At 35.8% G+C, this 14,488-nt stretch carries 16 protein-coding genes; 10 read left to right on the top strand and 6 right to left on the bottom strand.

What is annotated here, in order from left to right:
* Window positions 1-168 precede the first annotated feature (168 nt).
* The 4 genes from MKX39_RS08955 (at window position 169) to MKX39_RS08940 (ending at window position 2,127) form a co-directional block, all read left to right on the top strand.
* Entirely contained in the window at window positions 169-777 is a 609-nt protein-coding gene (locus MKX39_RS08955) for a hypothetical protein (protein WP_340769228.1), read from the top strand.
* Between the two features lie 77 nt (window positions 778-854).
* The gene (locus tag MKX39_RS08950; protein WP_093534186.1) at window positions 855-1,280 is read left to right on the top strand and encodes an acyl-CoA thioesterase; all 426 of its coding nucleotides are present in this window, start codon (window positions 855-857) and stop codon (window positions 1,278-1,280) included.
* Window positions 1,280-1,585, top strand: coding sequence for a hypothetical protein (locus tag MKX39_RS08945; protein WP_093534188.1), 306 nt, complete (start codon window positions 1,280-1,282; stop codon window positions 1,583-1,585). Before MKX39_RS08950 ends, MKX39_RS08945 begins: the two co-directional genes overlap by 1 nt.
* 95 nt (window positions 1,586-1,680) lie before the next feature.
* Window positions 1,681-2,127: a hypothetical protein gene (locus tag MKX39_RS08940; RefSeq protein ID WP_340769225.1), complete on the top strand. Its 447-nt coding sequence runs from the start codon at window positions 1,681-1,683 to the stop codon at window positions 2,125-2,127.
* Window positions 2,128-2,132: 5 nt separating this feature from the next.
* Here the strand turns inward: MKX39_RS08940 and MKX39_RS08935 are convergent, their stop codons facing one another.
* From MKX39_RS08935 to plsY, 3 genes are all read right to left on the bottom strand, one after another.
* Complete coding sequence (locus MKX39_RS08935) at window positions 2,133-2,444, bottom strand: hypothetical protein (protein ID WP_340769223.1); 312 nt, start codon at window positions 2,442-2,444, stop codon at window positions 2,133-2,135.
* 114 nt (window positions 2,445-2,558) lie between these two features.
* On the bottom strand, window positions 2,559-2,852 hold the full coding sequence (locus MKX39_RS08930; RefSeq protein ID WP_340769221.1) for a HesB/YadR/YfhF family protein: 294 nt from the start codon (window positions 2,850-2,852) through the stop codon (window positions 2,559-2,561).
* A 24-nt stretch (window positions 2,853-2,876) separates the two neighbouring features.
* Window positions 2,877-3,482 carry a glycerol-3-phosphate 1-O-acyltransferase PlsY gene (gene plsY / locus MKX39_RS08925; RefSeq protein ID WP_093534196.1) on the bottom strand — a complete coding sequence of 202 codons (606 nt, stop codon included), beginning with the start codon at window positions 3,480-3,482 and terminating at the stop codon, window positions 2,877-2,879.
* Between the two features lie 451 nt (window positions 3,483-3,933).
* Here plsY and parE point away from each other — a divergent pair, with 451 nt between their 5' ends.
* Both parE and parC read left to right on the top strand, forming a co-directional pair.
* Window positions 3,934-5,904 (top strand): DNA topoisomerase IV subunit B, encoded by a 1,971-nt coding sequence (parE, locus tag MKX39_RS08920; RefSeq protein ID WP_093534198.1) that lies wholly within the window; start codon window positions 3,934-3,936, stop codon window positions 5,902-5,904.
* Window positions 5,901-8,327 carry a DNA topoisomerase IV subunit A gene (parC, locus tag MKX39_RS08915; RefSeq protein WP_093534200.1) on the top strand — a complete coding sequence of 809 codons (2,427 nt, stop codon included), beginning with the start codon at window positions 5,901-5,903 and terminating at the stop codon, window positions 8,325-8,327. Before parE ends, parC begins: the two co-directional genes overlap by 4 nt.
* 23 nt (window positions 8,328-8,350) lie before the next feature.
* On the opposite strand, the gene MKX39_RS08910 is transcribed toward parC, so the two are convergent.
* Entirely contained in the window at window positions 8,351-8,566 is a 216-nt protein-coding gene (locus MKX39_RS08910) for a hypothetical protein (RefSeq protein ID WP_340769218.1), read from the bottom strand.
* A gap of 142 nt (window positions 8,567-8,708) precedes the next feature.
* On the opposite strand from MKX39_RS08910, the gene MKX39_RS08905 reads away from it, so the two are divergent.
* The 4 genes from MKX39_RS08905 (at window position 8,709) to MKX39_RS08890 (ending at window position 12,215) form a co-directional block, all read left to right on the top strand.
* Window positions 8,709-9,260, top strand: coding sequence for a copper resistance CopC family protein (locus tag MKX39_RS08905; RefSeq protein WP_340769216.1), 552 nt, complete (start codon window positions 8,709-8,711; stop codon window positions 9,258-9,260).
* A complete protein-coding gene (locus MKX39_RS08900; protein ID WP_340769214.1) occupies window positions 9,257-10,363 on the top strand; it encodes a copper resistance D family protein in 1,107 nt (368 codons plus the stop codon). The genes MKX39_RS08905 and MKX39_RS08900 overlap by 4 nt, the downstream gene beginning before the upstream one ends.
* Window positions 10,364-10,444: 81 nt before the next feature.
* On the top strand, window positions 10,445-10,948 hold the full coding sequence (locus MKX39_RS08895; RefSeq protein WP_340769212.1) for a GNAT family N-acetyltransferase: 504 nt from the start codon (window positions 10,445-10,447) through the stop codon (window positions 10,946-10,948).
* 304 nt (window positions 10,949-11,252) lie between these two features.
* The gene (locus tag MKX39_RS08890) at window positions 11,253-12,215 is read left to right on the top strand and encodes a nucleoside hydrolase (RefSeq protein WP_340771384.1); all 963 of its coding nucleotides are present in this window, start codon (window positions 11,253-11,255) and stop codon (window positions 12,213-12,215) included.
* Between the two features lie 31 nt (window positions 12,216-12,246).
* On the opposite strand, the gene MKX39_RS08885 is transcribed toward MKX39_RS08890, so the two are convergent.
* Together MKX39_RS08885 and MKX39_RS08880 are read right to left on the bottom strand one after the other, a co-directional pair.
* Window positions 12,247-13,371: a Ger(x)C family spore germination protein gene (locus MKX39_RS08885; RefSeq protein ID WP_340769210.1), complete on the bottom strand. Its 1,125-nt coding sequence runs from the start codon at window positions 13,369-13,371 to the stop codon at window positions 12,247-12,249.
* Window positions 13,358-14,479 carry a GerAB/ArcD/ProY family transporter gene (locus MKX39_RS08880; RefSeq protein WP_340769209.1) on the bottom strand — a complete coding sequence of 374 codons (1,122 nt, stop codon included), beginning with the start codon at window positions 14,477-14,479 and terminating at the stop codon, window positions 13,358-13,360. Before MKX39_RS08880 ends, MKX39_RS08885 begins: the two co-directional genes overlap by 14 nt.
* Between the last annotated feature and the right edge of the window lie 9 nt (window positions 14,480-14,488).

Genomic DNA, 14,488 nt, shown 5'->3' with positions numbered 1-14,488 from the left:
ATTACCTTAAAAGAGACTATTCCTTCTTAGGATATAGTCTCTTTTTCTTTTTATAGGGAATTCTTCATCTCACATCTAACGCAATACCTTACAACCGATTGTGCTTTTACACATTAAACAAGGTAAGAAATTTAGTTTATACTTAAAGAACTGAAGGAGGGGTTATGAATGTTTGGTAATTTGTTTAAAAAGAAAGATCCAATTGAGAAGTTTTGGCAGTACTTTATCGATCATGAGAAAAAACTTTATAATTTAAGGGAGGATGACATAGAGAAAATATACGGAGATTTATATAGATTAATAAATAAAGTAAACAATCAACTAACTTTTTCTACCCCTGTCGCATTGATCAATGGGAAAAGAGAATTTACTATTAAAGCTTCATCTATTGGAAAAAACTTTCCTGATGTAATTCGGCTAGTAGATGCTGCTCCCACAATGGAAAAGTTTACAATCATCGCATTTGAGCAACGAAATGATGGGGAAGATGGAACAACAGTAAATGATATTATGCTCACTCGTGATGATGTCTTTTTCAACTATACATATGATCAGGAATATACAGCGTTCTATTTAAAGTTATATATTAAAGGGTTTGAGGAAGAAAATGATGATTATTACCAAGTAACTTTTGATTTGCTTGAGTTAGTCATAGGGGAATATGTGCTTGGTACAGAAATTACAGAAATCGAATTTAATAAGTTTTATACAGCAGATGACCTCTTGCCAATTAATGATTTAGCAAAAATATTAGATACAATTAAATTAGGAAAGTAATGATTTTTATCTACAAAGTAGTGCGTAACAGTATTTTTATCAGCTATTTAGTATAATTACCACTGAGGTGACTTTAAATGTTTTTAAGTGAAAAAGAAATTGAAGTACGATATGCTGAAACCGATCAAATGGGTGTAGTATATCATGCGAATTATGTTATTTGGTTAGAAATAGGAAGAACCCAACTAATCAAAGACTTAGGATTCTCCTATGCGGGACTAGAGCAAGATGGATACCTTTCGCCGGTAACAAATGTGAATGTAAACTATAAAACTCCTGTGAAGTACGGGGAGACTGTAGTGATTAGAACCTGGATTGAAAAACATAGTAAGCTACGAACAACCTATGGTTATGAAATTATACATGAAGACGGTACAGTTGCTTCAAACGCAACATCTGAGCATGTAATAGTGAAGAAAGACAACTTCCGACCCGTATCTCTGAAACGAGTTCATGCGGCATGGGATGCAAAATATGTAGAAATAGCCAAGGAGAATGCTTAATGGCATTTGGTATTAAACGTCATGAGTTAAATGAATGGAAACGAGATGTCCTGGAGGGGAATATAGCTTTCTTAACGCATTATTGGATTGATGAACGATTTCCTGGTTGTAACACGGTCACCAAAGTCGGCTGCAGTGATGTGCCCAGGCTAATTGAATGGGGTAAGAAATACGGCTTAAAGGCCGAATGGATCGACTATAAAGAAGCTTTTCCTCACTTTGATTTATTTGGTAAACACGAGATGGATATCATGGTAAAAGAGGGATTGTTGGAGCAGTTAGAGAGATTTAATAGAAATTCGTAAAAACAGCTAGAGATTATTGAAATCTCTAGCTGTTTTTATTTGTAATTCAGTTATAATTAAATGAAAAGTCTGGATATTAGGGGGAGGAGTAATAAATGGTTTACAAGTTAGTAACAGCAAAAAGCCCAATATTTCTGGTTTTAGCCTATGGAATGTTCTTTTTTTTCTTAAGTATTGGTGAATCTGGAGTATCTATATTCTGGTCCATTTTTCTCCTGCTTTTTGGTGTTATTAGCTTCTTTATAAAGACTGAATTCATTATTAACCAAGATAACTTGAATTATCAGACCATAATTTTTCGTTTTACAGTTTTTCAAAGGAATTTGTCTCCAACCGATATAAATAAAGTTGTCTTTAAACGCTATGGGTGGGCGACTAAAGGAGCAACACTTAAACTGCATAAAGGATTTAATATAAGAATTGTACAGTTTACCCCCAATGATGTAACAACCCAATTAGAAAAGTTTGCTATTAACAACACTATCTCTATTACCAAGTCAAAGGACTATTTGTTGCTGGAAAGAAGAGAAAAATATAGATAATTGGATTACTCTAAATAAGTAAATCCGTTTTTAGTTTGAGTCGATTTAGCAATTGTGGAATTGGCTAGATTATCCTCATCCGAGGGGGAAGTGGAGTTATCTATTATAGGATCACCATATGCAGAAGTATCATCTTTTTTGGTGTCCGGATTAATCCTTCCGCTGCTCACATTTTGAGTACTCTTTGCAATAGGAGAAGTGGCTTTAGTATGCTGATCATTTAGAGAAGGATGCGTATCATTGATAGGGTCCCCATAAGAAGTGAAGGTAGAAGGATCTTTTTTGTCTGACTTAGCTCTTTTATTTTGGTCTGTCATTTATATCAACTCCCTAAGTAGTCTTTAAATATCAAGCTTATCATCCCCGATAGAATGCAGATTATACAAAATACTAAATAATTCTCCAAATAAAAAAAGCGCATCCTAAGTGGATTACGCTTTTTTGTATACATAGGATAATTCATCCCTAGTAGAATCTAGCTCTACGTACAAATCATGTCCATCAAAATACCATTCATCCGTTTCTTCTATAAAAAACAAGATATCCTCTTTTTTATAGGTTACAGCAGGCTCGAATGGTGTGTCCTTCGTAACCCCTAAAGAAAAGCCTTCATGAATAGGACTTGATCCTCCGTAACGTGCAAAAAAGCGAATGTTATCGCCTTTTACAGCTTCCATTTCCTTGTGAAACCAATGCATTGCATCGGAAGAAATAAGTATTTTCATACGTACCACCATACTTTCATCAGATTAGATCCAAGACACTTTTGGTTCGGTACCAGCTTTAATGCGTTTAATATTTGTACGGTGACGATAAAATATGAATGTTGCCAGCAATAGGACAATTACTACAAGTGGCCAGTCCTTATCTACCGTAAAGTAATAAATGACACTGTACACTACAGCAATTATCGCTAAAATCATGGAAGTGAGAGATACCATTTTTGTCATTTTTAAAATGATAAAAAATCCTATTACTAATATGACAAAGATTGGCCAATTATACCCTAGCAATAGCCCACCAGAAGTTGCTACTGCTTTTCCACCTTTAAATCCTGCAAAGATCGGGAACATATGACCTACTACTGCTATAACACCTAGGATTAACGGATGAACATTTACCGTTTCGAATATAGCCAAAGAACCTAGCAGAGTTGCTGCAGTCCCTTTTAGAATATCCAAAATCGTAACAACTAAGCCCGCTTTTTTTCCTAGTGTTCTAAATGTGTTTGTACCGCCTAAATTTCCACTACCATGCTCTCGTATATCGATATTATAGAATAGTTTTCCAACCCATAGTCCAGAGGGAAGTGAACCTATTAGATAAGCGAGTAAGAGTAAAAGAATTATGATCATAGTATACTCCTTTGTTATGAATCTAAAATTATATTTATCTTTTTTAAGTGTACCATGTATATTTATAAGTATTCAATGCTCTTGAGAGAAAGGTTTTTCAAATATTTTATTTAGTCGTGATACAATTGAGAAGATAAAAGAACTAAACTTACATAAAATCCGTTTTACTAGTATTATTAGGTTATAATCAATGGAAGTTTCACTTTGTCAAAAGAGGAGCAAATGGAGTAGCCGATGTGCTAACTCCAGTTTTTTATTCTCCATTTCTTTAAGTCAAGAAGGAATACAGTAACAATATCTAGAATGCTTTAAAAGGGAGTTTGCAATCTAATACATCTTTCCTTACAATTAAATTCTGGCATTAACTACTGAAAAAATTGACATAATGAGTATCCATTTGTAGGCTAAAGGAAGAGTAAAGAACAGATGTTTTGTTTTGGAGGGAAAGTATTTGAGTAAAGTTGGAGCAGTAAATAGTTATAGTGATGATGATATTCAGGTCTTAGAAGGCTTAGAAGCCGTTCGTAAAAGACCGGGTATGTATATTGGTTCAACAGATGCAAGAGGTTTGCATCATTTAGTATATGAAATCGTAGATAATGCAGTAGATGAAAGCCTTGCCGGTTTTGGTAATCATATCCTCGTGACTATTCATGCGGATCAAAGTATTACTGTCCGTGATTTTGGTCGGGGGATGCCTACTGGTACACATAAAACAGGAATACCAACTGCCGAAGTTATTTTTACTGTTTTACATGCTGGTGGTAAATTTGGACAAGGTGGTTATAAAACAAGTGGTGGTCTTCATGGTGTAGGTGCATCGGTTGTAAATGCGCTATCTAGCTATGTGGATGTGGAAATTCATCGCGACGGCAAAAAATTCCACCAGAGATTTGAAGATGGCGGAAAAGTTGTTCAATCGTTAAAACAAATTGGAACAACAAAAGAAACCGGGACGTCTGTTCGTTTTTTACCGGATGAATCTATCTTCTCCGTAGTTAAATACAATTACGAAACTTTATGTGAGAGATTGAGAGAATCAGCCTTTCTGTTAAAAGGATTAAAAATTGAATTAAAAGATGAGCGGACAGAAGCACACGACATATTCTTCTATGAAACAGGTATAGAAGCATTCGTTTCTTATCTTAATGAGGAAAAAGACGTCTTGCACCCTGTGTTTTACATGGAAGGCATACAAGATGAAATTGAAGTTGAATTTGCTTTTCAGTTTAACGACGGATATTCGGAAACGATTCTGTCTTTCGTAAATAACGTTCGTACACGTGATGGTGGTACGCATGAAACGGGCGCTAAAGCAGCTTTAACGCGTGTCTTTAACGAATATGCTCGTAAAACCAATCTTTTAAAAGAAAAAGCCAAAAACTTAGAAGGCTCCGATATTAGAGAAGGTATATCTGCCATTATTTCTATTCGAATTCCAGAGAATATATTACAATTCGAAGGACAAACGAAAGGAAAACTGGGTACAAGCGAGGCTAGAAGCGCTGTAGATTCGGTTATTTCTGAGAAATTGCAATATACTTTAGAAGAAAACTCAGAGTTAGCTTCTTCTCTAATAAGAAAAGCACTTCGTGCGCAGCAAGCTCGTGAAGCCGCGAGAAAAGCTCGTGAAGATGCTCGTAACGGGAAAAAACGTAAACCATCTGAATTGTTATCTGGGAAGCTAACTCCAGCTCAATCGAGAAATGCTGCGAGAAATGAACTATATTTAGTCGAAGGAGATTCAGCAGGAGGATCTGCTAAACAAGGTAGAGATCGCACGTTCCAAGCAATCCTTCCACTACGTGGTAAAGTTATAAATACAGAAAAAGCAAACCTCGCGGATATTATGAAAAATGTTGAAATTGCAACGATTATTCATGCTATTGGTGGTGGGGTAGGAGCAGAATTCCAAATAGCGGATATTGCATACGACAAAATCGTTATCATGACGGATGCTGATACGGACGGTGCACATATTCAAGTACTACTATTAACATTCTTCTATCGCTATATGAAACCTTTAATTGAAAATGGTAATATATATATCGCTTTACCTCCGCTTTATAAAATTTATAAAGGTGTAGGAAAAAAAGAAGTTTCTGAATATGCATGGACAGAAAAGGAATTAGAAGCTGCTTCCGGACGAATTGGAAAAGGGTACATACTCCAACGCTATAAAGGTCTTGGGGAAATGAATGCTGACCAATTATGGGATACTACGATGAATCCTGAAACTAGAACACTTATTAGAGTGACTATAGAAGATGGTGCACGTGCAGAAAGACATGTGACCACACTTATGGGAGACAAAGTAGAACCACGTCGTAAATGGATAGAAGCCAACGTAAACTTCGGCTTAGAAGAGGACTCAAATATATTAGAAAACGACAGATTACACACGGAGGATGACTTAGCATGACACAAACCGAACGTTATCAAAATTTGCCATTAGAAGAGGTGATCGGTGATCGGTTTGGTCGTTATAGCAAATACATCATCCAAGATCGTGCACTACCTGATGCTAGAGATGGTCTTAAACCAGTTCAACGCCGTATCCTATTTGCCATGTTCCAAGAAGGCAATACAAACGATAAACCATTCCGAAAATCAGCTAAAACTGTTGGTAATGTAATTGGTAACTATCATCCGCATGGAGATAGTTCCGTTTATGAGGCAATGGTGCGTATGAGTCAAGATTGGAAGCTGCGCCATATGACCGTTGAAATGCATGGTAACAACGGTTCGGTGGACGGAGATCCGCCAGCTGCAATGCGTTATACAGAAGCTCGACTTTCTGCTATTTCCCATGAACTTCTACGCGATATCAATAAAAACACAGTAGACTATATTCCAAACTTTGATGATTCAGATTCAGAGCCAGTAGTATTACCAGCTAGATTTCCAAATTTAATCGTCAATGGATCTACAGGTATTTCAGCAGGCTATGCCACTGATATCCCACCTCATGCACTCCATGAAGCACTAGATGCCGTACTGATGAGAATGGAAAATCCAGCTGCCACTGTGGACGAGTTAATGACCGTTATCAAAGGTCCTGATTTCCCGACTGGTGGGATTATTCAAGGTGTAGAAGGTATAAAAAAAGCGTATGAAACCGGTAAAGGAAAAATTATCATTCGTTCCAAGACGGAAATTGAAACGATAAAAGGTGGAAAGCAACAAATTGTCATTACCGAGATTCCTTTTGAAGTGAACAAAGCAAATCTAGTCAAGAAAATTGATGAACAAAGACATGATCGACGTCTTGAAGGAATTGCAGAAGTTCGAGACGAATCTGACCGTACAGGTCTACGTATTGTCATTGAAATGAAAAAAGAAGTAGATGCTCATGGTATTCTACAATATTTATTAAAAAACACGGATCTACAAGTGGCTTATAATTTTAATATGATTGCTATTCATAATCGTAGACCGACGATGATGACTCTTCCATTACTTTTAGATTCGTACATTGGCCATCAGAAAGAAGTTGTCACTCGAAGAACGATTTTTGATTTGAAAAAAGCACAAGATCGATTACATATAGTAGCCGGCCTTATGAAAGCTCTCTCTATTCTTGATGAAGTGATCAAAGCAATCAGAGCTTCAAAAGATAAAAGGGATGCTAAAAACAATTTAATTTCTTTGTTTGAATTTTCCGAAGCACAAGCAGAAGCAATTGTTTCGTTGCAACTATATCGTTTAACTAATACAGATATTACGGAGCTTCAAAATGAAGAAGAAACACTCAATAAATTAGTAAAAGAGTTAGAGAATATATTGGCAAAGGAAACTGCACTATTAAAAGTGATTAAAAAAGAACTTTTAGCAGTGAGAAAACAATTTGCAGAGCCCCGCAAATCAGTATTAGAAGATGAGATTGAAGAGATTAAGGTAACGTTAGATGTTCTTATTCCTAGCGAGGAAGTATATGTAACTGTAACGAAGGACGGCTATATTAAACGGACAAGTACACGTTCCTACACAGCCTCCAATGGACAGGATTTTGCGATTAAGGATTCGGATTATTTACTGTATAAAGCACCTATCAATATGCAAAATCATCTACTAATATTTACTTCTAAAGGGAATTATATTTACCAACCAGTACATGAATTGCCGGATATACGTTGGAAAGATCTAGGTCAGCATATTTCGAGTATTGTACCACTGGATTCACAGGAAAGAATTATCAAAGTAATGGGAATCGAATCATTCGACCTGGATTTGAGCGTTTTAACAGCCACGAAAGATGGACAAATTAAACGTTCATTACTTTCCGATTATGTTGTACAACGATACGCAAGACCGATCAAGACGATCAACTTAAAGAAAAATGATGAACTAATCATGGCAGAACTCGTTGCTCCTTCTGACGATGTGTTAATCACGACGTATGCTAGTTATTCTGTTCGCTTCTCTCTAGACGAAGTGCCCATCACTGGTGTGAAAACTGGTGGAGTTAAAGCGATTAATCTAAAAGACGAAGATTATGTTGTTAGTGTCAACCCGATTTCTACACAAAACAAAGAAGATATCTTGTTAATCACCACTAGAGGTGCTATTAAAAAGATGGCTTTAAATGAAATCGAAGCTGGTGTAAGAGCTAAGCGAGGTATACTTACGTTAAGAGAGTTAAAAACGAATCCTCATCGTGTATTCGACGTACTATTAGTGGAAAAAAATGACCAACTGATTATAGAAACAGAAAAAGGTCAGGAAACGATACTAGTAAATGCATACCGTCCATCCGATAGATATTCAAATGGTTCGTTTGTAATTGATACAGAAAAAGATGGCGATTTAGTTCGCGTTTGGAAGCAACCAAAAGAAGATAACTAAAGCTTAAGCGTTCATTTTTCAAACTAAAAATAGTCATAATAAAAAGCATTTCCATTAGGTGTTATACCTTCTGTGAAATGCTTTTTATATTTTGTATATTGTTGCTGTAATTTTTCTTTTTTTGATTTAGTCATTCGGACATGGGTACTAAAGTTAACCTCATTTCTAGCTAATGATACATCTTTGCCTATATTACGTATTAGGTGGTCTCGTTTACGTCTTGCAGCGGATTTTGCCATTAAAATCTCTCCTATATATTATATTTGACACTTATAGAATATCTCAAAATTACGAAAAATACAAACTTCACACATTCTTCATGGCTTTATGGTATAAGTATAGTGGCATTAATATTTATGCACAAAATTTTGGAGGCTTATTATGAAAAAAATATTATGGATGACAATTGCTTGTGTACTTTTGTTTAGTAATAACGCGCTAGCACACACTGGCTTAGAAAGCTCCACTCCGGCACAAGGGAGCACTGTTACAGAAAAGTTAAATGACATTACACTTTCATTTTTAACAAAAATTGAAGAAACTAGCTCCTTTACACTAACGAATTCCTCCGATGAAGAAATAGAAGTAGCAGACATTACTGTAAATGACCATTTACTAACTGGGAATGTTACGGAAAGCTTGGCAAACGGAGCTTACCAAATCAATTGGAAAATAATTGGAGCAGATGGTCACCCGATAGAGGGGGTTATTGATTTTGTTTTAGATGCTCCTGAAGAGGTTGAAGCAGTTGAACCAACAACTGAACCCCTTGATGAAGTAGAACCAGTAGAATCTAATACGGAAGAAATAGATACGACAGTGGAAACAGAACAAGAAGAGAAAAGCTCTATTTCAACAGTAGGAATTATTATCGTCTTAGTCATTATCGTTGCACTAGCTGCTTGGTGGATGACTCGGAGAAATAAAAAATGATGTTTGTCTTAACCACTATAAGCGAGGCACTTCTATATGTGTGCTTCGCTATATTAATGGGGAGCTATATTCTTGCTTTATTCCCAGATGATTTAATACCTACTATTGTTGTTTCTAGAAAGGTAAAACTATTTGCTGTAATAGGTATAGCGATCTTTTCTTTTGTCCCGCTTATTAGCTTAGTCATCTACTTATCCGAAGACTATGGATTATTTCAATCTTTACAGTCCATTTTATTGACCTTCGAGGTAGGGAAATCTTGGTTATTCATGTTCGTTATAACGGTGTTTTTAGGAGTGTATATCCAATTCTTTCACGAAAAGAAAGCACCTTACTATTCAATTATAGGGATAATACTCGTTTTTCTACTTATCTTGGGTGTAAGCTGGTCAAGTCATGCAAACTCTATTGAAAGCTTAAAAGGATTCATCACGCATTTCCTTCACTTTGCATCTGTTGTCATTTGGGTAGGGATATTACTTATAGTAGCTTGGTTTTCCAAAAATACGAAGAACTGGCTTTCCTTTTTAAAGTGGTTTCATATCATGGCGTTGTACTGTTTTGGTATTATAATAATAACTGGTTTATCGTTGATGAGCTTCTCTACACCATTAGAGGCATATCCTGATACTTGGATGGTTTCTTATGGACAAAGCCTACTGATTAAGCATCTATTTATTATTCCACTAATTGCGTATGCTTGTATAAATGGTATTCTCATGAAAAAACGATTACTTAAAAAGGAGAATTTCGATCCTCGTCCTTGGGCAAGAGTAGAATTCTTCATACTTCTCCTAATTTTTGCAGCAACGGGGGCTATGAGTCAACAATCACCACCACATAATATGTACGAAACAATAAGTAATGAAGGTTTTTCTTCGTTATTTATACTCTTTCATGATGGAGTTGTATTTTCAGACATAGCTGTTCAATTGGTATTTAGTATAGACGGAGTACTTCTACTATGTATAGCGGTCCTTTTTCTTGTAATGAGCCTATTCTCATTCGTTAAAAAGATGCCGGCCATATTTTCCTTTATCATGAGTCTATTCGTCGTCATAGCGGCTTATTTGGGCTTATTACTAAGTATTCAAATTGTATAATCGGGTTCTTTTAAAAGCATTTCCAACGGTGTATAATCCATCTTGGAAGTGCTTTTATTTATAGGAGAATGGGGAATACAGATGAACCAAGATATAGTGATAACTGAAATGTCCTTCGCTGATTGGAATTCGGTCAGAGAGATATTTATAGAAGGGATTAGAACTGCGAATGCTACATTTAGAACAGAAGCACCATCATGGGACGAATGGAATGATGATCACCTAACGAATTGCCGATTTGTTGCCAAACAGAATGGTGTAGTAGTGGGGTGGGTAGCATTTACCTCTATTTCTACGATGCGTGCATTTTCAGGAGTTGTAGAAGTAAGTATATATATTGCTTCAACTGCAGCTGGAATGGGGGTTGGTAGTAAATTGCTTCAACATATAATTGACTCTAGTGAGCAACAGCAAATTTGGACAATCCAATCCATGATCTTTCCTGAAAATATTGCTAGCATAAATTTACATAAAAAGTTCGGTTTTGAAGAAGTAGGTACGAGAAAACAAATTGGAAGATTAAATGGAATCTGGCGCGATGTCGTATTACTTGAGCGTAGAAGTAATATAGTCGGTGTTGAATAGCAGCTTAGAATTGCATACGAAAAAAGCATTCCACCTTTGAGTTATCGCTGTGGATTGCTTTTGCCAAAAGTGCCATCCCCCTTGAAGGGAACCGGTCTATTCTTCCACTTAGAAGTGATTGCATCTAAGTGGTTTTTTTTATTGTTTACAAATTTTAGTATCCCATTTCATTTGTTACTCATTTGAAAAGAACAGACTAGCCCTTTCCTTAGTTTCCAGAAAAATTGGTAAATAATAGGGACTCATTAGTACCATTAGACATAACATAAGGTACTTAAATAAGAAAAATAAAGGAGGGCCATACCTGAGTAAAAAAGTACTTCTATTCGGTGATATTGGCATCGACGATACGGTAGCATTAATCTATGCAAGTTTAAACAAAGATATAGAAATTGTAGGCATCGTAGCAGATTACGGCAATGTGTCTAGAGAAGATGCTGTATCGAATATATATTATTTAATGAAATTATTTGACTTTCCTGGAGCAATTCCAGTTATCCGCGGGGCGGAGGTACCTTTAACAGGGGAGGAGCCCACTTTCTATCCAGAAATACATGGAGAACATGGACTCGGTCCAATCATTCCGGATGATAAACAAACTGTAATTATCGAAAACTTCCTTGAAATAGTCCAAATAATTGAGAATTATAAGGATGAATTAATAATTGTTAATATCGGTCGACTTACTTCACTTGCCACGATGTTCATACTCTACAGAGACCTTATGACAAATGTGAAAGAATTTTATATTATGGGTGGGGCTTTTTGGATTCCAGGAAATGTCACAACTGTTGCAGAAGCAAATTTTCACGGAGACCCTGTGGCTGTGAATATTGTCCTGACGTACGCAAATAATGTAACGATTATTCCATTAAATGCCACACAACAGGCAATAGTCACACCTGAGATGGTAGATTATATAGAACAATTCGGGCAAACTAAAATTTTCAAACCATTAATGGAATACTATACACGCTTTTATCAAGAAAGGGACCCGTCCCTACAAGGGAGCCCCGTCCATGATGCTCTCACCCTAATAGCAACGATCTATCCAGAGATTTTCATGTTTGGATCTTATCCAGTTATTATTGTAGATGACCTGGGTGGACCTTCAAGAGGTCAAAGTATTGCTGATACTCGGCCGTATTCAAACAATAATGGGGAAAAGACTCACCGTATAGCATTTGATATAGATTACGAAAAATTCTTTTTTCATTTCTTGTCTGTTATGACAGGTCAGCAAACAAATCGGAATACTAATTTATAAGTTTGACTAAGATGAGGTTTTTAAGTCTCACTCATTCAAAAACGCCACTTCTCAGTATGGTAAGGTCTACTTTAACATTTACTTTCATATTTTTGTATAATTCATGCCATTTTTCCTTTGTTAGTTTAGAGTTTCTTACCGAGCTTCGATACTTATCTCCGAAAGCAAAAATGTCTGATTCCACACTCTGACAGTATGCAATAACCCTAGATATCTCTCTTGACAGGTTTTTACTAATCGCTTCTTCGAGTTTCTTGACAGTTTTGGGATCTCCAATATTTACATCAGGATAAATTTCTGTTAGTCTCGTTTTTATTGTGATATTCAAATCAAATTCTGGCGTATTTTTGTTAATTAATTTCAGCTCTTTCTCAGAAGTAATAGCATCGAATGCTAAAGGAATTTCATCAGGTTTGTTTTTCATCAAATCATCTGGCATTTCCTCTTTTGTCAAAATTGTTTCAAATGTTCCAGATTTATAATTACCTCCAATTAGTTTCACATAAAAAGTATCTTCTGGTCGTAATGAACTTACCATTTTGCCGTTCTTAAAAATAGCAATTCCCGATAATTCCACTAATTCTTCCTCTTTTTTTATGATAGGCATAAATATATCTTCTCCTTCCGAATAAAGATCTCGGCCCACTTCATGAAGAGTAGAGGAAATCATATTTTCTTGATCAATGTTTTGTTCCAATAGCCTAAAAATATGTTGTCCAATATCGTCAATGTTTTGATATTCGTATTCCAACAAAGGTGCCACTTCACCCTCCGCTACAGCCATATAAAGACTATTACTGACAGTTGGGTTTTCCAGGTGTGCATCAACATAGCGATGAATATCGTCCTTTGCTAACTCTTCTCCAAATAAGACAACTCTCATTTGACCTACTACTACTTTTTTAGATAATTTTCGGTTGGTTTTTACTCGATTGCCCTTGCTAGTTGAATTCTCCGTTGTGACCACTTCTACGTTACTTTGAAATTCTGGATTCACTTCACGAACAGCAGAGGTAGTGGACATCCTTTCTTCTTTTCCGACATCATAGCCAACTAAGGTTACCAACCCAACTCTATCTAATATATTTGTCTCCACACACCCAATAAGGAGACTTGGAAGAAAAAGGATAATGAAATAAAATCTATAGTTTTTCATTGTTTTGCTCCTTTTGTGATGTAAATTTCTTCTTTAGCATCGTAATCAGGTATAACAAAACGGGATAAATAAATACGATATAAAAGGCGGCTTTACCTAGATAAGTGTTCATCGTATTTATCTGTGGTCTAGTTTGCACCATCAAAGTACCAAAGAAAGCAAGGATTGAAAAGATCCAAACGAATTTTATGCTACTTACTTTTACTAACCGAATCATCCCGCGATATGCAGCCCATAGATATAAACAAAGATTTGGCAAAATGATTAACATCCAGAAACAAACCGCTACAAACTCAAATCGCTCCATAAAAGGAAAACTGATAAAACTAAACAATGTTAATGTTGCCCAGACAGTTTTAAGGAGCTTGCCTTCCGTGTAGTACATAATAGATACCAACATGATTGAAAGATAAATAAATGTGGTAGACAACAAAGCTAAATGCGTATATTTGCTCGTTTTTTTCTTATCTTTAATAAAAGGATAAATTATGTTTAATATTTCGAACCCAATAATGGTAAAGGTCATGGAATGTGCTCCTTTAAGTAAGGAGATGATATTTACTTCTAAAATAGGAAATAAACTATCCATCGTTGAGAACTTTAGGGGAAACACTAACATTGGAATAATCCAGACAGCGAGTATGACACTAAAAAAAGAGATACCAACCATCACACGCAGTCCACCGGTAAATGCATACATTATTATTAATAGTAGGGTAATCGAAAGAAACCATGTACTAATTCCAGGAAATATCCATGCTTGAATTACTTCAATATAATTTCTCAATACAGAAAAAAATGCTACAAAACAATACAATATATAAATGGCATTCAAAAAATTCCCAATCCATTTTCCATAAACATCTTGCTGGATTCCGTAGAGGTCATTAGAGCCATAAATTTCTAAAGTCTTAATCATACAAAAAGCGACTATATGTGTGGCAAGTCCTGCAAGGAGAACCGAAATCCATGCATCATGTTTGGCATCTTGATACACAATACGTTGAAAACCATGTACACCAACGCCAATTTGAGTACTGTGAACGACAAAAAACAGCAAATAAGCATTAATCATATCTTTTGGGCTAAGTTGAATTGTATTATTCATTCTTTTCAC

The sequence above is a fragment of the Psychrobacillus sp. FSL K6-1464 genome (assembly GCF_038003145.1).
Classification (GTDB): Bacteria; Bacillota; Bacilli; order Bacillales_A; family Planococcaceae; genus Psychrobacillus; species Psychrobacillus psychrotolerans.
This window is presented reverse-complemented; position numbering and strand designations above follow the sequence as displayed.